Source organism: Streptomyces sp. NBC_00376 (genome assembly GCF_036077095.1).
Lineage (GTDB): Bacteria > Actinomycetota > Actinomycetes > Streptomycetales > Streptomycetaceae > Streptomyces.
Genome location: NZ_CP107960.1, coordinates 8,541,101 through 8,563,337 on the forward strand (window position 1 = coordinate 8,541,101; position 22,237 = coordinate 8,563,337).

General features: G+C 69.4%; 20 protein-coding genes and 4 pseudogenes. 20 read left to right on the plus strand and 4 right to left on the minus strand.

Going from position 1 to position 22,237, the window contains the following annotated elements; genetic code table 11:
• Window positions 1-180: 180 nt before the first annotated feature.
• A complete protein-coding gene (locus OG842_RS38310) occupies window positions 181-654 on the minus strand; it encodes a carboxymuconolactone decarboxylase family protein (protein ID WP_266734283.1) in 474 nt (157 codons plus the stop codon).
• An 844-nt stretch (window positions 655-1,498) separates the two neighbouring features.
• Between OG842_RS38310 and OG842_RS38315 the strand changes: the two genes are divergently transcribed.
• The 8 genes and pseudogenes from OG842_RS38315 (at window position 1,499) to OG842_RS38350 (ending at window position 9,373) form a co-directional block, all read left to right on the plus strand.
• The gene (locus OG842_RS38315) at window positions 1,499-2,326 is read left to right on the plus strand and encodes an alpha/beta fold hydrolase (RefSeq protein WP_266734281.1); all 828 of its coding nucleotides are present in this window, start codon (window positions 1,499-1,501) and stop codon (window positions 2,324-2,326) included.
• 552 nt (window positions 2,327-2,878) lie between these two features.
• On the plus strand, window positions 2,879-3,385 hold the full coding sequence (locus OG842_RS38320) for a hypothetical protein (protein ID WP_266734279.1): 507 nt from the start codon (window positions 2,879-2,881) through the stop codon (window positions 3,383-3,385).
• Window positions 3,291-4,043, plus strand: a complete 753-nt coding sequence (locus OG842_RS38325) for a hypothetical protein (RefSeq protein ID WP_266734277.1) — start codon at window positions 3,291-3,293, stop codon at window positions 4,041-4,043. The genes OG842_RS38320 and OG842_RS38325 overlap by 95 nt, the downstream gene beginning before the upstream one ends.
• A 97-nt stretch (window positions 4,044-4,140) precedes the next feature.
• A complete protein-coding gene (locus OG842_RS38330) occupies window positions 4,141-4,710 on the plus strand; it encodes a 2Fe-2S iron-sulfur cluster-binding protein (protein ID WP_401878731.1) in 570 nt (189 codons plus the stop codon).
• Window positions 4,707-5,690, plus strand: a complete 984-nt coding sequence (locus OG842_RS38335; RefSeq protein ID WP_266734275.1) for an FAD binding domain-containing protein — start codon at window positions 4,707-4,709, stop codon at window positions 5,688-5,690. The genes OG842_RS38330 and OG842_RS38335 overlap by 4 nt, the downstream gene beginning before the upstream one ends.
• A gap of 9 nt (window positions 5,691-5,699) precedes the next feature.
• The gene (locus OG842_RS38340) at window positions 5,700-7,928 is read left to right on the plus strand and encodes a xanthine dehydrogenase family protein molybdopterin-binding subunit (protein WP_266734273.1); all 2,229 of its coding nucleotides are present in this window, start codon (window positions 5,700-5,702) and stop codon (window positions 7,926-7,928) included.
• A gap of 322 nt (window positions 7,929-8,250) precedes the next feature.
• Window positions 8,251-8,475, plus strand: a pseudogene (gene tpg / locus OG842_RS38345) (telomere-protecting terminal protein Tpg); the annotation flags it as partial.
• Between the two features lie 238 nt (window positions 8,476-8,713).
• Window positions 8,714-9,373: an NADPH-dependent FMN reductase gene (locus tag OG842_RS38350; RefSeq protein ID WP_266734271.1), complete on the plus strand. Its 660-nt coding sequence runs from the start codon at window positions 8,714-8,716 to the stop codon at window positions 9,371-9,373.
• Between the two features lie 598 nt (window positions 9,374-9,971).
• Here OG842_RS38350 and OG842_RS38355 read toward each other — a convergent pair.
• A complete protein-coding gene (locus tag OG842_RS38355; protein ID WP_266737216.1) occupies window positions 9,972-10,637 on the minus strand; it encodes a nitroreductase in 666 nt (221 codons plus the stop codon).
• A gap of 300 nt (window positions 10,638-10,937) precedes the next feature.
• Window positions 10,938-11,666 (minus strand): SDR family oxidoreductase, encoded by a 729-nt coding sequence (locus OG842_RS38360; protein WP_266734270.1) that lies wholly within the window; start codon window positions 11,664-11,666, stop codon window positions 10,938-10,940.
• A 173-nt stretch (window positions 11,667-11,839) separates the two neighbouring features.
• On the opposite strand from OG842_RS38360, the pseudogene OG842_RS38365 reads away from it, so the two are divergent.
• The 4 genes and pseudogenes from OG842_RS38365 to OG842_RS38380 form a co-directional block, all read left to right on the plus strand.
• Window positions 11,840-12,867, plus strand: a pseudogene (locus OG842_RS38365) (IS256 family transposase); the annotation flags it as partial.
• 549 nt (window positions 12,868-13,416) lie between these two features.
• Window positions 13,417-13,668 (plus strand): hypothetical protein, encoded by a 252-nt coding sequence (locus OG842_RS38370; protein WP_266734269.1) that lies wholly within the window; start codon window positions 13,417-13,419, stop codon window positions 13,666-13,668.
• 149 nt (window positions 13,669-13,817) lie between these two features.
• Entirely contained in the window at window positions 13,818-14,081 is a 264-nt protein-coding gene (locus OG842_RS38375) for a phage tail sheath C-terminal domain-containing protein (protein ID WP_266734268.1), read from the plus strand.
• A 530-nt stretch (window positions 14,082-14,611) separates the two neighbouring features.
• The gene (locus tag OG842_RS38380; RefSeq protein ID WP_266734266.1) at window positions 14,612-14,749 is read left to right on the plus strand and encodes a hypothetical protein; all 138 of its coding nucleotides are present in this window, start codon (window positions 14,612-14,614) and stop codon (window positions 14,747-14,749) included.
• Window positions 14,750-14,801: 52 nt separating this feature from the next.
• Here OG842_RS38380 and OG842_RS38385 read toward each other — a convergent pair whose 3' ends face one another.
• Window positions 14,802-16,361, minus strand: a complete 1,560-nt coding sequence (locus OG842_RS38385; RefSeq protein WP_266734264.1) for an aldehyde dehydrogenase (NADP(+)) — start codon at window positions 16,359-16,361, stop codon at window positions 14,802-14,804.
• Between the two features lie 143 nt (window positions 16,362-16,504).
• Here OG842_RS38385 and OG842_RS38390 point away from each other — a divergent pair.
• The 8 genes and pseudogenes from OG842_RS38390 to OG842_RS38425 form a co-directional block, all read left to right on the plus strand.
• Window positions 16,505-16,645, plus strand: a pseudogene (locus OG842_RS38390) (FAD-dependent oxidoreductase); the annotation flags it as partial.
• A 55-nt stretch (window positions 16,646-16,700) separates the two neighbouring features.
• A complete protein-coding gene (locus OG842_RS38395; protein ID WP_266734262.1) occupies window positions 16,701-17,699 on the plus strand; it encodes an FAD-dependent oxidoreductase in 999 nt (332 codons plus the stop codon).
• Window positions 17,639-18,136 (plus strand): (2Fe-2S)-binding protein, encoded by a 498-nt coding sequence (locus OG842_RS38400; protein ID WP_266734261.1) that lies wholly within the window; start codon window positions 17,639-17,641, stop codon window positions 18,134-18,136. Before OG842_RS38395 ends, OG842_RS38400 begins: the two co-directional genes overlap by 61 nt.
• A gap of 9 nt (window positions 18,137-18,145) precedes the next feature.
• Window positions 18,146-19,042: a dihydrodipicolinate synthase family protein gene (locus OG842_RS38405; protein WP_266734259.1), complete on the plus strand. Its 897-nt coding sequence runs from the start codon at window positions 18,146-18,148 to the stop codon at window positions 19,040-19,042.
• Between the two features lies 1 nt (window position 19,043).
• Window positions 19,044-20,045: a proline racemase family protein gene (locus OG842_RS38410; RefSeq protein WP_266734258.1), complete on the plus strand. Its 1,002-nt coding sequence runs from the start codon at window positions 19,044-19,046 to the stop codon at window positions 20,043-20,045.
• Between the two features lie 213 nt (window positions 20,046-20,258).
• Window positions 20,259-21,281: pseudogene (locus OG842_RS38415) on the plus strand (proline racemase family protein).
• 173 nt (window positions 21,282-21,454) lie between these two features.
• Window positions 21,455-21,577, plus strand: coding sequence for a hypothetical protein (locus tag OG842_RS38420; protein ID WP_266734257.1), 123 nt, complete (start codon window positions 21,455-21,457; stop codon window positions 21,575-21,577).
• 378 nt (window positions 21,578-21,955) lie between these two features.
• A complete protein-coding gene (locus OG842_RS38425) occupies window positions 21,956-22,210 on the plus strand; it encodes a hypothetical protein (protein ID WP_266734256.1) in 255 nt (84 codons plus the stop codon).
• Window positions 22,211-22,237 lie beyond the last annotated feature (27 nt).

Genomic DNA, 22,237 nt, shown 5'->3' on the forward strand with positions numbered 1-22,237 from the left:
GTTCGGCCTCGCGCGCGTCGAGTCCTCGGACCCCAGGATCACCTGCATGGCCTGGCCGCGGCCGGCGAGCTGCTGCACCGCGCCCCGCCCTGTTCGCCGGGACGGTCGGAGGTGAGGCCCCGGGCCGGGGGAGGGGGGACGAGGAGGCGGGCGGCACGTCCGCCGACGTGTCCGGCGGACTCAGCCGAACTGGCCGGGCCGGTAGTTCCCGGCGGGCTGCTGGATGATGACGTTGATGCGGTTGTAGGCGTTGATGACAGAGATGAGGCCGACCAACGCGGCCAGTTGGTCTTCGTCGAAGTGCTTGGCGGCGTTCGCCCAGGCTTCGTCGGTGACCCCGCCGGCTGCGTCGGCGATCCGGCTGCCCTGTTCCGTCAGTTCCAGTGCGGCACGTTCGGCGTCGGTGAAGACCGTGGCCTCCCGCCAGGCCGCCACCAGGTTGAGGCGCTGAGCGGTCTCGCCCGCGTGGGTGGCGTCCTTGGTGTGCATGTCGGTGCAGAAGCCGCAGCCGTTGATCTGGCTTGCGCGGATCTTCACCAGTTCCTGTGTCGCGTGCGGCAGTGTCGAGTCGACGACCACCTTGTTGGCCGAATTGATGTGCTTCATGAGCTTGGCCCCAAGGGCACTGCCGAAATAGTTGAGACGCGCATCCATGATGTGCTCTCCTCGCCGTAGTGCGGATTCACACTGTTGACCGGGCCGCCCGGTGAACCGTGACGGACCAGCAGTGTGACCTGCATCATATTCGGCGGGTACGTGTGTTTCCGCCATGGCGCGTCCGTACCGCGCTTCGGCGCCAAGTCCGCGGGAGGGCGCGCGCTGCCGCGTAACCGTGTGCCGCACCGGCCGGGAATGACATTGTCTGAACGCGCTGTGTCAGCCCGGTCGCGGCGGCGATGGCGCTGTTGGTGTTACGGACTGGCACGAGGCTGGGGCGAGGCCGCCCCCGCGTGGCTGGCTGACGGCACATCGGCACATCACGAGGACGGTCATCGTGGGGGAGGCGGTGCGCTCAGCGGCGGCGGCCCGGGTAGGCCGGGCCGCCGGTGATCCTGATTCTCTGGACGCGTTCCGAGGGAAGGTCCGGATCCGACCGGAGGTGCTGACCGCGGTCACCGCACTGTCGTCCAGCGTGACTTTGTGGAACGGGCTGTCCGATTGCCGTGCGACCGCTCACCCATCGCGGCTGGACACGCTGCTGCGCACGAGGTCGATCGCCCCTGCTCATCCGGTACTCACCATAAAGTGCCTACACCAACTCGTTCGGCTAGCGTGATGACGGCAGTACGTGTTCGCATTCCTGCGTGACCGTGACCGTGACCGTGACCGTGACCGTGACCGCGACCGCGCCCGCAGCCGACCGGTTCCCCACATGGCTCCGCGGGCGGACGAGACCGCGGCACGGGCTCAGCAAACACCGGCTCCACAACGGTCAGCGGTGCCGGGATTCCCGCGGTCGCCGTGTCCGGCCCGCACCCAGCGAAAGGATCCTGTGCGCATGTCTTCCGTGACAACAAAGGACGGCACTTCGATCTTCTACAAGGATTGGGGCAGCGGCCAGCCGGTCGTGTTCAGCCACGGCTGGCCGTTGAACGGCGACGCATGGGATCCGCAGGCCAAGCTGGTGGCCGACAACGGCTTCCGGGCCGTCGTGCACGACCGGCGCGGGCACGGGCGCTCTTCACAGACGTGGAACGGCAACGACCTCGACACCTACGCAGACGACCTGGCCGAAGTGATCGAGAAGCTCGACCTGCGCGATATCGTCCTCGTCGGTCACTCCACCGGCGGTGGCGAGGTGACCCGCTACATCGGCAAGTACGGCACCGGCCGGGTTGCCAAGGCTGTCCTGCTCGGCGCGATCCCTCCGCTGATGCTGAAGACCGACGCCAATCCCGAGGGCCTGCCCCTCGAGGTGTTCGACGAGATCCGCCAAGGCGTCGCCACCGACCGCTCGCAGTTCTACGAAGAACTCAGCGTGCCCTTCTACGGCGCCAACCGACCTGGTTCCCAGGTGTCGCAGGGCACCCGCGACGCGTTCTGGCTCTGGTCGATGCAGGTAGGCATCAAGGGTGCCTACGACTGCGTCAAAGCGTTCTCCGAGACCGACCTGACGGAGGATCTGAAGCGTTTCGACATTCCGACCTGGATCGTGCACGGCAGCGATGACCAGATCGTTCCGATCGTGGCCGCCGGTGAGAAGTCGTCGAAGATCGTCAAAGGCGCGAAGTTCACGGTGTACGAAGGGGCCCCGCACGGACTGTCGATGGTAGCCCCCTTCAAGGACACGTTCGACGCCGACCTGCTGGCCTTCCTTCGCAGTTGACCGACGGGCCAGCGGCGGCCGATCGCGCGTGGGGCCCGCCCCGGGTGCGCCCCACTCGATCCCTGTGGTCCTGGCCCCCGATCAGCAGGGCCGGCCGATACAGCCCGGCCCTGCAGGGCCCCGGGAATCACGCCTCGATGGCGACGGCGACTCTGCCGGTGGTCGTGCGGTCGTGCCGGTCTCCACTGCGGTGTGGGCGTCGATGACGGTGTACAGCATGAAATGGCGGGGACCGAGGACGGGCTTGAGCGACCCGTTGTCGAGGCCAGCGACTTCCCGCAGGGTTTCAACGTGATGCTCGTGGCCACGGCCGTTGAGCATGGGCAGCAGGGTGAAGCCCCCCCCCGGGAGGTGGCGCCGCGGAAGGAGAACGGGGCGATGCTGTGCGTGCCCCAGCCCAGGGCACTGACCACGTGGCCCGCGCGCGAGTGAGCGACCCCCGGCCCGAACTCAGGACGTACTGGACCAGCATCTCGCCGGACCGGTTACCGCGTCCGCGACGAGCTCCTGGCCGGCATCCTCACCGGAGCGAACAGCGTCTTCAGCGCCGGCATGGACCTCAAGGCCTTCGCGAAAAGCGACACACCCGTCATCGAAGGACGCGGCTTCGGGGGCATCACCCGCACCGACATCAAGACCCCGCTCACGGTGCGCGAGCGGTGCACTCTGATACCACAGTTCTCCGACCATCAGGTCACCGCAGGCCCGGTCCCGGCGCCCCGCTCCGCACCTGCGCGGCGCCGCCCACCGCAGGCGAAGATCGCCCAGCGAGTTGTCCCACACGACCTGCGGCCCGTCGCCTTGCGGAAGGAACTCACCGAACCCGGTGGCCTCTTCCGCGCTTACCAGCAGCGCACCGAACCCGATGTGGCGCTGCTCGCCGACCTCCAGGAATGCAAGGCCCGCGCCTTCACCACCTGGGCCGAAGTCACCTACGACGGCGCTCTGCGGCGGGATCCCAGGCATGCCGGAGCAGGTCGCTGTCGCCACCCGCCTGCAGCACCAGCAGCGCACCCGGCGGCCTCATGGACGACAGGTCTGCAGTGGACCGGCTGCTGACCGTGGCGACACAGAGGGAGCACGCGCGCTGACCCTGCGCGCCGCGCACACCGGCACCGGAAACCTCGTTGGCCAGGACCTCACCGCGCGGGGCCTGGCCGAACCGGAGGACCCGGTCGAGAAGCTGGCCGGCCGTGGCTGGCCGGGCATCCCCGGCACCGTCGGCGACCTGCTTGCCTCCCGGCCGGAGAACCCCACCCCGATCACCGTCCCCTCCCCGGTGCCCTACAAGGACGGAACGGGCCCGTTCACGTTCGGTAAGAAGATGATGCGGCCCAGGATCTCCGGCTGGGCCCAGAAGGCCGTCTCGAACAAGAAGCTCCGCAAGGCCAGGGCCACCGCGGGCACCCGGCTGCTCGCCCTGACGCCGGCCACCCGGACCGACGAGTCGGGACGCCTCGGTCCCGGCCGCAAGGGCATCGCCCTCCACGCTCTCGCCACCATGGTCCCGGTAGGTCCCGGCGAGCTGCAGCACCTGGTCGGCCAGCTGACCGCGGCGGACTGGCTCACCGAAGCCGCCCTTACCGAAGCCCAGCTCACCGGGCAGCTGACCGAACGCGTCCTCCCGCTCACCTACCCCTCCGGGCTTGAGGTACAGCACCGTCCGAGTGAACCCGTGACGGTGTCGTCCGTCCTGGCCCGCCCACCGGCTGGATGATGGGCGGGCATGGCCCCAGGTGGGCCACGCTTCGCGCCCCACAGTGGCGACACATATCCAGGGTGACACCCGCACCCGGCGAGGAAGGCGGGCTGTGATGAGTGATTCGGATCCGGGCACCGCGGGGCGGAGCCAGGGCGAGATGGCCCAACTCTCGGCGATCGAGTTGAACGTCAATGATCAAGTACAACGGCTTGAGGTGGATCCACGGACCTCGCTGCTCGACGCACTGCGCGAACACCTGCGTCTGAGCGGGACCAAGAAAGGGTGTGATCACGGCCAGTGCGGCGCCTGCACCGTGCTGATCAACGGCCGACGCGTCAACTCTTGTTTGACGCTCGCCGTGATGCATGAGGACGACGAGATCGTGACGATCGAAGGCCTGGGCGATCCCGATGATCTGCACCCCATGCAACGTGCCTTCGTCGAGCGTGACGGCTTCCAATGCGGCTACTGCACTCCCGGCCAGATCTGTTCGGCTGTCGGCATGCTCGCCGAGGTGGAGGCAGGCTGGCCCAGCCACGCCACCGCCGACGTGACCTCGCCGCGGATCGCGTTGACCGATGAGGAGATCCGCGAGCGGATGAGCGGCAACATCTGTCGGTGCGCCGCCTATCCGAACATCGTCGCGGCCATCCGCGGCATCGCGGTGGGAGGCCCGGAATGAGATCCTTCACGTACGAGCGACCGACCGACGTACAGGCCGCCGTCGTTGCGGTGTCCAGAACCGGCGCGAAGTTCATCAGCGGCGGCACCAACCTGCTCGACCTGATGAAACTCGACATCGAGAGGCCCAGCCATCTGGTCGACATCAGCCGGCTTCCGTTGCGGGAGATCGAGGAGCTCCCGGACGGCGGACTGCGTATCGGGGCCCAGGCGGCGAATTCCGATGTGGCCGCCGATGCCCGAGTGCGTACCCGCTACCCGGTGCTGTCGGAGGCACTGGTGGCCGGAGCCTCGGGCCAACTGCGCAACAAGGCGTCCACCGGGGGAAATCTGTTGCAGCGCACTCGCTGCCCCTACTTCTACGACAAAGCTGCGGGCTGCAACAAACGGGATCCCGGTTCCGGATGCTCGGCGATCGGCGGGTTCAACAGGATTCACGCCGTCCTCGGCGTCAGCGACTCCTGCATCGCCACCCACCCCTCGGACATGGCCGTCGCGATGACCGTGCTGGAGGCGGAGATCGAGCTGCTCGACGCCGACGGGTCGGTACGCCGCGTCGCCATCGCAGACTTCTACCGGCTGCCGGGCGATACGCCGCACATCGAGACCGTGCTGCGTCCTCGCGAGATGATCACGAGCGTGCTCCTTCCCCCGCCCCCGTCGGGTCGGCAGACCTACCGCAAGGTGCGAGACCGGGCATCGTACGAGTTCGCGCTGGTCTCCGTGGCGGCTGTCGTCTCGACCGATCAGGGAGCGATCAGTGAGGCACGGGTGGCTTTCGGCGGTGTGGCGCACAAGCCCTGGCGGTCCATCGAGGCGGAGGCCGCGTTGACCGGCCGTCCCGCCGCGATGGTCACCTATCGCGCCGCCGCCGAGGCAGCGATGCGCGACGCCACGGGGCAGGGGCACAACGACTTCAAGATCGAGCTGGCCAAACGCACGCTGTGCCGCACGCTGGCGCAAGCGGCTCAGGCAAGCTGAGGAGACGAGATGATCGGGCAAGCACTGAACCGCGTCGACGGCCCGTTGAAGGTCTCCGGCCGGGCCACATACGCCTACGAGCAGTGGGAGGCCGGCCAACCTCTCTACGGGTTCATCGTCGGTGCAACGATCGGCAAAGGCCGCATCACCCGGATCGTCACCGAGAGCGCCGAACGCGCGCCTGGCGTAAAGATGGTGATGACCTATCACAATGCCCCTGCCCAGGGTGTCCGTGATGAGTCCGTTCCGTCCGAATACTGGCGCGCCCAGCCGGTGCTGACCGGCCCCGACATCCACTATTACGGCGAGCCGGTGGCACTCGTCGTCGCCACGGCCCTCGAACAGGCCCGAGCAGCGGCCGATCTGGTCGAAGTCGGTTACACCGGCGGGCGCGGACGTTTCAACTTTGCCGAGCAGGAAGACGAGGTGTACATCCCGAAAGTCGTCAACGCCGGAATCCCCACCGACACTGCGGTCGGCGATTTCGATGCCGGGTTCGACAGCGCGGCGGTGAAGGTCGACCAGCAGTACACGACGCCGTACGAGTTCTCGATGCCGATGGAACCGCACGCGTGTCTGGTGGAACCGCGCGACGAGGACCTGGTCGTCCACGTCAGCTGCCAGATCGTCGACGCGGCGCGGGCCTCGGTCGCCGGAACGCTTCGGATCGAACCGGAGCGGGTCCACATCGTCACACCCTTCGTCGGCGGGGGATTCGGCTCCAAGCTGGGCGTCCATGCCGAGACGATCCTGGCGGCGCTCGCCGCTCGCGAGTTGCGCCAACCGGTCAAGGTCGCGATGACCAGGCAGCAGATCTTCCAGCTCGTCGGCAACCGACCGACATCCAGCCAGCGGGTTCGACTGGGCGCGGAGCAGGACGGACGGCTGACCGCGATCGCCCATGACGTAACCATGCACACCAACCCCGACGTGGAGTACGCCGAGCAGACCGCCGCCACGACCCGCAGTCTCTACGCCGCACCCCACCGATTGACCAGCCACCGGCTTGCGCCGCTCGATCTGCCGCCTGGGACGGACGTACGCGCGCCGGGCGAAGCGCCGGGCATGCTGGCGGTCGAGTCGGCGATGGACGAGCTGGCCCACGCGCTGGCGATGGACCCGGTCGAGCTGCGGATCCTCAACGAGCCCACCATCGATCCCGAGCGAGACGTGCCGTACAGCGACCGGCACCTGGTCGAGTGCCTGCGCGAAGGCGCGCGCCGGTTCGGCTGGGAGCACCGCCCCGCCGCCCCGGCGAGTGCGCGCGACGGGCGATGGTTGGTCGGCTACGGCATGTCGGCCGCCATCCGCGGGCACTTCCAAGGGCCGGCAGCAGTGCGGGTGCGGTTGGAGGCTGACGGCACCGCCGTCGTCCGGACGGACATGACCGATCTCGGCACGGGCACGTACACCGTCCTGACTCAGGTCGCATCCGACGGGCTCGGACTGCCGCCCGATCGGGTGCGGATCGAGCTCGGGCGTTCCGAGTTTCCCACCAGCTGGGGGTCCGGAGGCTCGTGGGGCGCCGCCAGCTCGAGCAATGCGGTGCATGGTGCGTGCATGGCCCTGCGCGAGCAGCTCCTGGCCGCGGCGCGCGGCGACACGCGTTCTCCGCTGCATGGTCTGGACCCGTCAGACGCCGTGTTCTCGAATGGCAACGTGGTTGTCGGCAGAGCGTCCGAGGCGCTGAGCGAGATCGTCGCACGCAACCATCCGGAAGAGTTCGAGGCGGAGGGCGGTACCCGCTTCATGGGCGATGATCCGAACTACACGGACTACTCGATCAACACCTACGGGGCCCATTTCGCTGAAGTGGGGGTCGACGCGGACACTGCCGAGATCCGTCTGCGGCGGATGCTCGGTGTGTTCTCGGTGGGCCGCGTGCTCAACGCGAAGACGGCTCGCTCGCAGCTGATCGGCGGCATGATCTGGGGAGCCGGCGCGGCCCTCGAAGAAGAGGCCGTGGTCGACCTGCGATCCGGCGCCTTCGTCAACCGGGACCTCGCGCAATACCTGGTGCCGGTCCACGCCGACGTCCCCGACGTCGAGGCGGTCGTCCTTGACGGGTACGACGACAAGGCCAACGTCCTGGGCGCGAAGGGCGTCGGCGAGCTGGGCATTTGCGGGGCCGGTGCGTCGGTCGCGAACGCGGTGTTCAACGCCACCGGCGTGCGCGTGCGCGACTTCCCCATCACCATCGAGAAGGTGCTGCCCGGTCTACCACTGATGGATGACTGAATCCGTGACCGACGGCCCCTGTGTTCGCGACGGCTGATCGCACGAATCTCGATCGCAGTAGTCGTTGATGCGGTTCGACGCATCGCGCCGGGGAAGCGCGCCCGAGCGATATCCCGTTGAGATGCCGGGGCCGGGCCCCGGCTGGGCTCGGCCGACGGACGGCATGCGGCGCACGCGGCGGGCTGTGAACGGCAGCTGGGATTCCGCCCTGACGACGCCGATGGCGACTGCGGCAAGCTCCATGGCCGTGGCAGAGGACAACGAGCTTGTCGGGCGTGCGATTTGACCCTAGGGCCAACCAGAGCGCCGTCCCGTCAAGGCACTCTCCCCGCGGCACGTGGAGCGGTACGTGGCGGGCAAGGCCAAGCATCCCCGCAAGGACCTCGCCGCGCTCCTGGAGCGCGAGGTGAAGAAGCAGTGGCAGCCGCAGTTCCAGGCCAAGGCCCGGAAGAGGGCGACGACGACCGGCGGCATCGTCATCGACACCCGCGCCCGCCTCGGCGGCACCGCGCCAATCGGGTCCACGGACCAGGACCGCATCCGGCACCGAGCTGCAAGAACCACCACTAGCCAAGATCAAAGCGCTGATAGCTTCAGCGCGGTGGTGAAGCGATTCTGAGAAGTGCTCCGACCCGCAAGTCACAGCGGACGGTTCGGTGCCTGGGCTCCTCCCTCCTTCGGGCGAGTTCTTCCGGCTCCCTGGAGGGTGAAGGCCTCACCATGGAACCAATGGTCCGCGTGGTGCCCGGGCCAAGCGCAAGCCCCTGCGACGAAGGACGTACCACATGACCACGGAGGCCCGGCCCGGCCCGCTGCGGGTGCTCGTCTTCGGCGCCGCACTGCGGGCCGATTCATCCAACGCCCGCCTCGCGTCGCTCGTGGCCCGGCTGATCTCCGACACCGGCGCCACCGTCGACCACGCTGCGATGCACGATTTCGGCATGCCTTTGTACGACGGTGACGCGGAGGCCGCCGAAGGGCTGCCGGACGGCGCTCTTTTGCTGCGTGACCGGATCGAACAGGCCGACGCCTTCGTCATTTCCTCCCCCGAGTACAACGCCTCCGTGCCGGGCCTGCTGAAGAACGCGATCGACTGGGTCTCGCGTGTGCGGCCGCAGCCGTTCAAGACCAAGCACGCGATGCTTGTCTCCGCCTCACCGTCCCTGGTCGGCGGCAACCGAGGGCTGTGGGCGCTGAGGGTCCCCCTGGAGCACCTCGGTACCCGTGTCTACCCGGACATGTTCAGCCTTGCCAACAGCTACCAGGCCTTCGCGGAGGACGGAACGCTGATCGACCCGGGGCTGCAGCAACGTCTGTCCGAAACCGTGGCCGGTTTCCTCAGCCTCGTCGAAGCCGATGTGCGTTATGTCTGTCTGGAGCGCCGGTGGTACGAATTCCTGGGCGACCGTACCGAGGCGTCCATCACCCAACGGGCCGAGGAATGAGTCCGGCCGAGGGGCCGGCGCCTGGTGTCAGCTGATATTCCGCCGGGCCGGGGTGTCCAGGCGCACCCGGATTAGTCCGGCGAACTGCTGACCGGAGCCGATGGCGAAGGCGGAGGCGCAGAAGAAGCAGCCCGCCCTCCTCCGCTACCGCGACGAACGCCAGCAACTCCATGCCCCCATGCCACCACGCCGTCCGCAGCGCGTCACACCCCGTCCAGCGCCGAGGGCCCGGCGAACGGGATGGGGGCGACGGCGGTACTGCGGCGAAATCCCGCGCCGCTGTCGGTGCTGTGTCGGCACGGTTTCCTGCAGTCAATGGATGACCTGCCCATCGCACAAGCGCGCGCCGCTGAGCAGAAAGAGTTCGCCTGCCCGGTGCGAAGTCCTGGTGAGGGTGTGGTGGGTGAGTCCGGACCTGAGGTGCGATCCGCCTCATGACGACTCGTGATCGGCCATCCGCTCACGCATCGCTCACACAGAAGGGCCTGATGACCAGTTGGAAACTCAGGGGTGTGAGTTCGCGATCGAGTCAGGAAGCCGGTGTCGTCGCGATCAGAATGGCGTCCCGGCCGGCCGTGATCGTCACGCAGTCGCCAATCTACCCCTCGACGAACGTGACGGTCTCATCGAGCGGCGCCCGGCCCGTACGGGTGTAACCCACCGTGGCGTCCTCGAACCCGATTGACATGCCGCAGAAGAGTATGAGTTCGTCCGGTGGTGACAGGATCTCCGCGACAGTCTTGCGATACACCGACCACGCCATCTGCGGGCAACTGTGCAGCCCTTCGGCGCGCAGCAGCAGCATGACGGTCTGCAGATACATGCCGACGTCGGACCATTGAGGCCGGCCCATGTCGCGGTCGATGTAGCAGAACAGTGCGGCGGGCGCGCCGAAACAGTCCCAGTTCGCGGCAGCAGCCCTCTGGCGCGCCTCCCAGTCCACGCGCCCAATACCAAGTGCGCTGTAGCGCTCATGGCCGAAGGTAGATCGGCGCTCATGGTACGGAGACTTCAGTGCGGGCGGGTACATCTCGTACTCCCGCTCGTCCCAGGGGTCGGCTGCCGCCACACGCTCACCGGCGCGCCTCTTGAGCTCGGCCAGCGGCCTACCGGTCACCACGTAGGCGCACCACGGCTGGACGTTCGATCCGGACGGGGCCCAAGCCGCGGCGGACAGGACCCGCTCCAGCACCTGCCTCGTAACGGGCTGGTCGCTGAACCCGCGCACCGCCCGTCGGCTCGTGACCGCCTCATAGACATCCAAGATCATCTGCCTCCCTCATCTGCTTCACCTGTCCACTCAGTGACAATCCGGACCGCCCGGCTCACCGGCACCGGCGCATCCAGCACCATGCGGGTGGTGGACCGTCGCGACGTCCACTGGCCCGTCCCACCCCGAGAGCCGCGGCCCGTCTATCCCGGGATCGAAGGGCTGTATGTGAGTCCCGCCTGACGTGGGATCGGGGGACCGTAGCCGGATTCCCATCCGGCTCAAGGCGCGACACCCTGCGCGTGCGACGGAAAGACTGCCGGGCTGGGACAGGACACGCGGGAGGCGGGGATGTCAGGAGAGCCAGTCGGTGTAGCGGGTGGGGGCGAGGTGGGCGTTCTTGTCGGTGAGGACGTCGCCCTTGACGGCGGCGAACATGCCGGCGGTGGGGTCGGTGACGACGGTGCGGTCGTCGCCCTTGTGGGAGAGGGTGATCCGGCCCAGCTCGTCCAGGCTGAAGATCTCGGGGCCGGCGATGTTGCGGATGCCGTTCAGCGGGGCGCCCGCGGCGACCTCCGCCACCGCGCCGGCCACGTCCTTGGACGCGATCGGCTGGATCGGAGTGGCGGGCAGCCGGACGGTGTCGCCGTCGGTGGTCCAGGACAGGACGGCGTCCATGAACTCCATGAACTGAGTGGCCCGGACGATCGAGTAGGGGATCGGCCCGGCCGCGAGGATGTTCTCCTGGAGCGTCTTGGCGCGGTAGTAGTCCAGCTCCGGGACCTGGTCCGTGCCGACGATCGAGAGGATGACGAAGTGGCCGACGCCGCCCTTCTGGGCCGCGGCCAGAAGGTTGTCCATCGAGGTCCGGAAGAAGGCCGGGGACGCTTCGTCGAAGGTCGGGGAGTTCGTCAGATTGACGACGACGCCGGCCCCCGCCACCGCCTCGTCCAGTCCCTGGCCGCTGATGACGTCCACTCCGGTGGACTGCGAGTGAGGTACCGCCTCGTGTCCGGCGGCGTTCAGATCCTTGACGACCTGCGCCCCGATCAGCCCGGTACCGCCGATGACTGCGAACTTCATGGCATGCCTTTCGTTGGGATTACGTGCGCAATATGGCATATGAACCGCTATATGGGTCCGGCATGAAACAGCGAGTAGTGCTCATGACCTGTGGATCGACCTCGGAGCGGACGCGAAGGGCATACCTTCCCGAATGATCGACTTCTGGTCATCGAGTAGGCCGACATTGCACCGTCGGACGGGTGACCGACAAGCGCATCGACGAGACGACCGGCGAGCGCAAGCGGTTCTCCTCGGCGATCCTGCCGCCCTGGTGCCGCAAGTCCCCGGAGATCAGCGAGGTGCTGCCTCTGCTCTATCTGCATGGCCTGTCCTCCGGGGACTTCGTGCCCGCACTCGAGCAGTCCCTCGGCTCGGCGGTCGGCCTGTCCCCGGCCGCCATCGCCCGGCTTACCCCGCAGTGGCAGGCTGACCACGTTGCGTTCAGCGGGTGCGACCTGTCGGGCAGCGACTACGTATACGTCTGGGCCGACGGCATCCACCTGCGCATACGCCTGCGCGAGGCGAAGTCATGCGTGCTCGTGTTGATGGGCGTGCGTGCGGACGGCGCCAAGGAGCTGATCGCTATGAGTGACGGCTGCCGTGAATCAGCCGACTCCTGGGCGGATCTGCTGCGCGACTGTGCTCGGCGTGGGATGCGTGCGCCCGTCTTCGCAGTCGGTGATGGGGCGCTCGGCTTCTGGAAGGCCCTGGCCGAGGTGTTCCCTGAGTCCCGGCACCAGAGGTGCTGGGTTCACAAGATCGCCAACGTTGCGAACGCTCTGCCGAATTCCGCTCGGCCCGGCGCGATGAAGGCCCTGCGGGAGATCTGCAACGCCGAAGACCGCGAGCATGGGCTGAATGCCGTCGCCGCGTTCGCCAAGACCTATGGGGCGAATTTCCCCAAGGCCGTCAAGAAGATCACCGACGCCACGGACGAGCTGCTCGCGTCCTACGACTTTCCCGCCGAGCACTGGATCCACCTACGCACCACGAATCCCATCGAGTCCACCTTCGCCACGGTCAGGCTCCGCACGAAGTCACCCGGGGCGCCGGCAGTGCGGCCGCCGAACTCGCCATGGTCTTCAATCTCGTCGAGTCCGCCCAGCAGCGGTGACGGGCCCTGAGTGCACCCCACGTCGTTGCCCTCGTGCGCGCCGGGGCCCGATTTGAACGCGGAGTCCTGGTCGAGAGCACCGAATCTCTGGCTGCCCGAGGAGGACGACCCCGATGCCCCCGGACGCGCGGCCTGTGGCGGGCCTGGTCACCGCAGGGATGTCAGTGGCATGAGGTTGACTGTCGGCCGTGGGAACCAATGCATTCGTCAACAGCGTCTGGCGCCTAATCAACAGGAATCCCCCTAATCTGAATGAACCCATCATCCTGGAGGCCCCGCCGGGCACGAATCTGCGTGAACTCGTCGCGGAATTCGGCCGCTGGGCGGGGCAGCACCGGAACTTGGCAGCGGGCGGGTTCGTCGATCCGTCGCTCAGCGAACGCACCGGCTTGCCGCTGGTCGAGCCCTTCGGGGCTGGGGAATTGCTGGAGATGCGAGGCTGGGGCTACCGGAACCGCTGGGTCGGGTGTGGCATGGTCGCGTCCCCCGACGGCCCACGGGCTGTTGTCGTGATCAGCCACCGCGAGGACCCGGTGGCTGCCGGTTTCCCGCAAGGCGCGTCCTGGGCCGAGAAGTTGCGCATCGTCACCGGCTGGGAACCGATACCCAAGCCGCGCGTGGACTGGCCCGCCATCGAGGCCGACCTCGGCCCAGGTGGATGCCTTCGTCGACACCCTCGACTCGCGCGACTCCGACGCCGCCGCCTTCACCACCCTGTACTACCCGTGGATCGCGGTCCCGGGCATCGGCGCCGTCGAGCGCACCGTGCCGCCGTGCGGCCACGTGGCGGGCGTCTGGGCCCGCACCGACGCCGAACGAGGCGTCTTCAAGCCCCCGCCAACCAGAACCTCCGCGGCGCATCGAAGATCGAAACCCTCCTCACGGACGACCAGCACGGCGAACTGAACGCGAAGGGCGTCAACTGCCTGCGGGACTTCCAGGACAGGGGCCTGCTCATGTGGGGCGCCCGGACCAGGGCGACCACCCGCGACTTAAACGTCCGCCGCCTGGTCTCCTGCCTCTCCGACTCCATCCGCCAGTCCTAGACATGGGCGGTGTTCGAGCCCAACGACGAGCGGCTGTCGGCGTCGCTGCGGCACTCCGTCACCTCGTTCCTCACCGACCAGTGGCGACAGGGCGCCCTCGTGGGACGCACACCGGACGAGGCGTTCTACGTGATCTGCGACGCCACCGACAACAATGCCGAGACCAACGACGGCAAGGTCGTCTGCGACATCGGCGTCGCACCCGTGCGCCCTGCCGAGTTCGTCCACTTCACCATCACCCGGATCGTCGGCCAGAGCGGCAAGACCACCTGACGGCCCAACTGTCTGCCCCGCCCCGGCGGGGCAGACAGCATCCTCGCCGGCTGAGCCGAGTGATCAACAAGGCAGCCGATCGTGGGTCCTGTCCGGCGAAGCAGACGACCCGAGAGACACGTCCGTGCACCACACCTGTTGCGCCCGCCATGGTCGTTGTGACCGCCTCTGGTCTGCGCGAAATCGAACCAAACGCTCTCGGCGCCCTGGAGAAACGTTGGCGACTTTGACGCTTCGGGTGCCGACGTCGAACGGGACTGGGCGGCCCGAAGACCGTGATGGCCTTCGACGACGTGGCCGGAGATGTCCCTTGTTGCCGAGGCCGGTGGCCGGCCATCCGGCGGTCGAGAAGTTGGCGCTGTTGCCGCGGGCTGCCCGCACCTGGCCCGACCGGGCCACCGCCCGTGCCGAGGCCCTCACCTTCATCGAGACCTTCTGCAACCGCCGCCTACGCAAACACAAGACCTTCGGCTACCTCACCCCTGCCGAGACCATGCGGCATCAACACACCCTCGCGGCACAACCATCGAATGTTCAAGGGCACGGCGAAACTTCACAAGCAAGATGCACCGACGACCTGTACGAACATGACCGAGGCCGAGGCGGTCCAGACGCCTGAGCCGCAGTCGACGACGCTGGCGGACGACCAGCTGATCCATGAGTTGTAGGGACGGGCCCAGGCCGGGGCCTGCAGTTGACGGGCGCGGACGGTCCGCTGGCTTACCGGGTCAGGTGGGCGCCGTTCATGAGGCGGGGGACCCGCAGGGGGTTGTCGTCGCGGAGTTCGGGGGGCAGGAAGGGCTCGGGAAAGGACTGGTAGCAGACCGGGCGTAGCCAGCGCTCGATGGCGAGGGTGCCGACGCTCGTCGTTCCGGGTGAACTCGTCGCGGGCCACGGCCCCCCGTGCACCATCGCGTGGCAGACCTCGACCCCGGTGGGCCAGCTGCCCCACAGGATGCGGCCCGCCCGCTCCTCCAGCACGGGCAGCAGTCGCAGCGCCGTGGCCAGGTCGGCGTCAGTTGCCTGCAGGGTGGCCGTCAGTTGGCCCTCCAGATTCTCCAGCAGGGAGAGGAGTTCTTCCGTCCCGGACCAGCGCACGATGAGCCCCGCGGAGCCGAAGACCTCGCCGGTGAGATCCTCGTGCGCGGTGTACGTGGCCGCGTCGCATTCGAGGACCACGGGGGCGGGCGCGTACGGACCGTCCCCGGCTGTGCCCCGGGCCACCTCCCGCACCCCTTCGACAGCCGCCCACCGCTGCACCCCCTCCGTGTACGCCCGGGCGATTCCCGGGGTGAGCATGACCTGGCCCTCCGAACTCGCCACGGCCTGAGTCACGGTGGAGAGGAAAGCGTCGCCCGTCGGCCCGGCCGGCAGCAGCAGGAGGCCGGGGTTCGTGCAGAACTGCCCCGCGCCGTTGGTCAGCGACGCCACGTATCCCTCGGCCGCCGGTCCCGGCTCGGCGAGGGCCCCGTCGAGCACGATCACGGGATTGACTGCGGACATCTCGGCGTGGACCGGGACGGGCGACGGGCGGGACTGCGCGGCGGCGATCAGCGCCAGCCCGCCGGCCCGGGAGCCGGTGAAGCCCACGGCAGCGATCCGTGGATCACCGACCAGGGCGAGACCGGCCTCGTTGCCGCGGCCCACCAGTAGCGAGAACACACCGGCCGGCACGCCTGTGCGCGCGGCGGCCGTCGTGACGGCGCGGGCCACCGCCTCGCTGGTGCCCGGGTGGGACGGGTGTGCCTTGGCCACCACGGGGCAGCCGGCGGCCAGTGCGGACACGGTGTCTCCGCCCGCGACCGAGAACGCCAGCGGGAAGTTGCTCGCGCCGAACACCGCTACCGGACCGACGGGAATCCGGCGCAGCCGTACATCCGTTCGCGAGGCCCCGGTGTCGATCCGGGCACCGAGCGCGGTTCCACTTCTGACCAGATCGGCGAACAGGCGCAGTTGCCCGCAGGTCCGCCCCCGTTCACCGGCCAGCCGGACCGAAGAGAGCCCGGTCTCGTGGGCCGCAAGTTCCAGAAGGGCGTCGCCGAGCGCTTCGATCTCCTCCGCGCAGGCGTCGAGGAAGCTCGCCCGGCGCTCCATCGGCAGGGCGCGGAAGGCGCGGGCGTCAGCCTCGGCGAGCCGGGCTGCCTCGGCGATCTGCTCCGCCGACGCGTCCCGGAGCGGAGGGCCGATCGGCTCGCCGGTCGCGGCGGCGATCGCGTGCCAGGCGGCCCCCGTACCGGGGGCGTCACGGCCGGCCAGGATCGAGTGTCCGGTCAGGTTCACAACGATTCATCTCCCTGTGTGCACGGTGGGCAGCGCGCCGTCGTCGGGCGCCGGGCGAAGATCACCCGGTCGGCGGCGTTGCCTTCGGATCAGTCCGATGTATAGCCTAGTTGTAGCATGTGACATTGCACTGAGGGGTGGCTATGAAAGTCGTTGTCGTGGGCGCGGGCATCGTGGGCGCTGCATGCGCGTTCCACGCCGCCGCGGCGGGCTTCGGCGTCACGGTTCTCGACCGGGGGCCCGTCGGCGCCGGCACGACCAGTCGGGGGGAGGGCAACGTAGTCCACTGCCTCGTGCAGGCCCGCACGGGCATGGCCATCACGACCGGGGAGGGCGACGATGAGTGAATCCGGTGACCTCGTGGTGGTGGGTGCCGGCCCGGCCGGCATGGCGGCTGCCGCCACCGCCCTGGACGGCGGATTGCGTGTCCTTCTCATCGACTCGGGCGCTGCCCCGGGCGGCCAGTTCTCGCGCCACCTCCCGCAACAGGCGCGCCACGCCATCCCGACCACGGATCTGCACCACGGACTGCCCACGTACCGGGCGCTGTGCGCGACACTGTCCGCCCACGCGCGCACCGGCCGGCTCACGCTGCTGTTGAACCACCACGTGTGGACCACGGCCCGTGAGGGCGACGGGTTCGCCGTCCACGCCATGGACCGGAGCCGGGCGCCCGAGGAGACCGCCGTGGTGCTGCGCGCACCAGCACTGCTGGTGGCGACCGGCGCCCACGACCGCCAACTGCCCTTCCCCGGCTGGGACCTGCCCGGCGTGCTCACCATCGGGGGTCTCCAGTCGCTGCTCAAGGGCGGGGGAGTCGCCGCCGGCCGCCAGGTGGTGCTCGGCGGTACAGGCCCCTTCCTGCTGCCGGTCGCCGCGGCCCTCGCTGCACGCGGGGCCGAGGTCGCCGCCGTGTGCGAGGCGGCTGCGCCCTCGGCCTGGCTGCGACACCCCGTACCGCTGTTGCGCAACCCCGCCAAGTGGGTTGAGGCCGCGCGGTACGCGGGCACGCTCGCCCGGCACCGCGTCCCGGTCCGTACCCGCACCGCGATCGTCGGCGCCGAAGGAGACGGGAGGGTCGCCATGGTGCGCGTCGCCTCCCTGGATGCCGACGGCAGCCCGAGCCCGGGTACGGAGCGCCGGATCGAGGCCGACACCGTGGGCGTCGGCTGGGGCTTCGCACCCCAGCTCGACCTCCTCATTCCCCTCGGCTGCGACCTCGCCGACGCGGGCGACAGCACCATGGCCGCCGCCGTCGACCAGGACAGCGCACCGGTGTGCCCGGGCTCTACGCGGCAGGCGAGACCTGCGGCGTGGGCGGTGCCGTGCTCGCGGTGAGCGAGGGCGCGATCGCCGCCGTGCCGGTGCTCACCTACCTCCGGTCGCCCGGCCTGCCGAACGCCCGGCGCCTGGCCGCGAAGCGTGCCGAGGTGGCCAGGCACCGTGCCTTCGTCCGTGCGATGGCACAGGCGTACCCTCTGCCAACGGCCTGGTCCTCTTGGCTGACCGACGACACGCTGGTCTGCCGGTGCGAAGAGGCCACCGCAGGGGCGGTCCGGGCCGCCTGCGCCGACGGATCGGCATCCGACCACCGGCAAGTCAAGCAGTTGACCAGAGCCGGCATGGGGTGGTGCCAGGGCGGGATCTGCGGGCCCGCCGTGCACTGTCTCGTGGCCCGCGATCAGCCGTACGCGCCCGCGGAACGGCTGATCGCGACCCCCGCCACCCTCGGTGGGCTCGTCGGTCTCGACGAGTCCACCACCGATCACACCTGAGGAGTTCAAATGACCCAGAACCGCATGCCCTGGCACGGCGTCATCGTCGCGACCAGCCTCCCGTTCGACCACGACCTCGCCGTCGACCACGGCGCCTACGGGGACAACGTGGCCTGGCTCGCCGAGCAGGGCCTGCACGGCGTTGCCCCGAATGGCTCGCTGGGCGAGTATCAGACCCTGACCTACGAGGAACGCGACCGCGTCGTGGAGACCGCCGTCGCGAACGCCCCCGAGGGCTTCACCGTCATGCCGGGCGTCGGGGCCTACGGCGCGGTCGAGGCGAAGCGGCACGCGCAGTTCGCCAAGGACGCCGGCTGCCAGGCCGTCATGTGCCTGCCGCCCAACGCCTACAGAGCTGACGACCGCGCCGTTCTCGAGCACTACCGGATGGTGGCCTCGGCCGGACTCCCCGTCACCGCCTACAACAATCCCATCGACACCAAGGTCGACCTGCGCCCGGAGCTGCTGGCCAAGCTGCATGCCGAGGGTTTCATCGTGGGTGTGAAGGAGTTCTCCGGCGACGTCCGGCGGTGCTATGCCATCAGCGAGCTCGCCCCCGGGCTCGACCTCTTGATCGGCACCGACGACACCCTCCTGGAGGTCGGTCTCGCCGGCGCCAAGGGCTGGGTCGCTGGCTACCCCCAGATCTTTCCGCGCGCCTGCCTCGCCCTCTACAACGCCTCGTTGGCAGGCGATCTCGACACCGCGATCCCCCTCTACCGCCGACTTCACTCCGTACTGCGCTGGGACAGCAAAACCGAGTTCGTACAGGCCATCAAGCTCGGCCAGGACATGATCGGCCGGACCGGCGGTGCCTGCCGTCCGCCCCGGCAGGCGCTGGACCCGGAGACCGAAGCCCTCGTACGTGCCGCCACCCAGGTCCTCATCGACGCCGGGGTGAACTGACATGCGTTCGGTCGCCTGTTACCACGCCGTCGACTCGCACACCGAGGGGATGCCGACCCGGGTTGTCACCGGCGGGGTCGGCGTCCTGCCGGGCGCGACGATGGCCGAGCGGCGGCAGCTGTTCGTCGAGCAACGCGACCAGCTGCGCACCCTGCTCATGTGCGAGCCGCGCGGGCACGCGGCCATGTCCGGAGCGATACTCCAGCCCCCGACCCGGCCCGACGCCGACTTCGGCGTCCTGTACATCGAGGTCTCCGGCTGCCTGCCCATGTGCGGGCACGGCACGATCGGCGTGGCGACGGTTCTCGTGGAGACGGGCATGGTCGAGGTGGTCGAGCCGGAGACCCTCATCCGCCTGGACACGCCCGCCGGGCTGGTCACGGCACGGGTCGTTGTGCGGGACGGCCGCGCCGAGTCGGTCACCCTGGAGAACGTAGCGTCCTACAGTCACGGGCTGGACCAGGTCGTCGAGGTCGACGGCTTCGGCCCGGTCCGCTACGACATCGCCTACGGCGGCAACTTCTATGCCATCGTGCGCACCGAGGACCTCGGCATCCCCTTCGATCGGGAGGAGAAGCACCGGCTGCTCGACGCGGGCCTGGCCGTCATGGAGGCGATCAACACGCAGAACCCGGTGGCGCATCCGGAGGATCCCTCCATAGACGTTTGTCACCACGTCTATCTGGAGGCGCCAGGCTCGACCGCCGAGCACTCGCGGCACGCCATGGCGATCCACCCCGGGTGGTTCGACCGCTCGCCCTGCGGGACGGGAACCAGCGCCCGGATGGCCCAACTGCACGCGCGGGGGCTGCTACCGACCGGGCGGGACTTCGTCAACGAGTCCCTCATCGGCTCCCGCTTCACCGGCCGGATCCTGGCAGAGACCACGGTCGGCGGCCGGCCCGCCGTACTGCCTTCCGTAACCGGCCGCGCCTGGATCACCGGGACCGCGCAGTACCTGCTCGATCCCACGGACCCCTACCCGGCGGGGTTCACTGTGTGAACCGCTTGAGCGGTCGTGCGATGGGCCGGCCGCCCGTGCGGTGTCCGGTCCATCGCGCCCACCTGTCCGGACACCGCCTGACGGACCGGCCCACGGAATGTCGTGACATCAGGGAGCGTGATGCGGGTGACACTGGAAAGACCGAAGGCGGCTGACATTTCGGAAGGGCACGGGAGGGCGGAGAGGCCGGAGACGGCAGTGGCGCGCGGGCCGCTGGGCACCGTGCCGATCGAGACGGTGGACTGGCACACCGGGGCGAACCGTTCCGGATCGTGCAGCAGGCCCCGCCAGCCGTGACCGGGGCCGGGCTCACCGTCGCCGAGCGGCGCACGGCCGCCATGGCCGGCGACGAGGTTCAGTGGACGAGGGCCCTGCCGTGCAGCGAACCGCGCGGCCACGCCGACATGTACGGGGCCTTCCTGATGCCGCCGGACGACGCCCACCTCGGCGCCCTCTTCCGGCACAAGGACGGCTTCTCCACAGCCTGCGGCCACGGCGCGATCGACCTCGGCGCTTGGGCGGTCGCCTCGGGCCTGGTCCCGGCGTCCGCCGACGGAACGAGGGACGTTGTGATCGACGTACCTCCCTGCCGTGTCACGGCGAGCGTGCGCACCGTCGGCGGCCGGGTCGCGGACGTGACATTCATCAACGTCCCCGGCTGCGTCCACGCGCGTGGGGTCGAGGTGGCAACCTCGCGCGGCCGTCACCGTCGACATCGCCTTCGGTGGCGCCATGTACACCGTGCTTCCGGTGGAGCGGTTCGGGCTGCGGGTCCGACCGGAGGACATCCCCCAGCCCATCGCGGCGGGCCGCGAGATCTGCGACGCGCTCAACGCCGCCGGCGCCGCCGAACACCCGCAGGTTCCCCGGCTGTCCGGCGTCTACGGGACGGTGTTCACCGAAGAGGCCGCCGCACTGGCCCGACGGCACCCGGCGGTGCACCACCGTCACGTCACGGTGTTCGCGGACGGTGAGGTCGACCGCTCCCCGTGCGGCTCGGGCACCGCCGCACGGGTCGCGCTGCTCGCCGACGCCGGACAACTGCACCCCGGTGACGAACTGCGGAACGAGTCAGCGGTGGGATCCGTCTTCCGCGCCCGGATTGCCCACCTGACCACCGGCCACGGCGTCCCCGCGGTCGTCCCGGCCGTGACGGGCACGGCGTACGCCACCGGGACCTGCCGCTTCACCGTCGAACCCGACGACAGCCTCCTGCCGGGCTTCGTGCTGCGATGACGACAATGCTCGACGAGGAGGACGTGTTCGCGCGCCCCGGTCGGAGCCGTCGCCGCAGTCCGGGAAGTGCCGGCCAGGGGGCTCGACCCGGACGGCGACGTGCCGCGCGCGATCATTCGCTGGCCCACGGTCAGAGACTGCTCAGGCCCTCGGAATACGGTGGGTGGTTCGGTGTGAAGATCGCCACCGTCGCCCCCGGCAATGCCGCGCGTAGGCTGCGGCGGATCAACGTCACCTGTCTGCTGCACGACAGCGCGACCCTGACCCGGTGGCGCTCCTGGGCGGGGTGGCGCTGACGGCCCTGCGGACCCCCGCCATCTCGGTCGCGGCCTGCCTGGACCGGCTGTGCGGGCTCGCAGACGCCTACGGAGGACTGCGTCTGGTGGTCTTCTGTGCGGGCCTCCAGGAGGAGGGGCACGTCGCCACCGTCCGGGCCCACGTTCCGGCGGCTGACGTCACGGCCGTCACGCGGCGCGGGGGCCCCGTCCCTGGATGGGCGGACCGGCATACGTCGGCGGACGGCGCGGAGACGGCGGCTCTGGTACGTCGCGCGGATGCGGTCGTCACTGCGACATCCGCCCGTGAACCGGTGGTCGACGGGCGTCGGGTGCGCGACGGCGCGGTGCTGGCGGTCGGCGCGCACGAACCGACCGAGGGAGATCGACAGCGCGCTGATGGGTCGCGCTACGGTCCTCGTGGAGTGCTGGGAGACCGCCCTCCGCGAGGCGGGCGACGTCGTGATGGCGAGGCGCGAGGGCTCGCTTGCCCCGGGCTCCCTGGTGACCATGGCGGACCTGATCGGTTCGCGGTCCGTCGCCCCGGCCGACCGCCCGCTGGTCGTGAAGACATGCGGGATGGCAAGGCAGGACCTGGTGGTCGCCGTCGCGGCCTACCGGCGGAAGGGGGGAACTCCGGGGGAGCGGACCTGACCTTTCCGGCCCGTCGGTGCCGGGTCC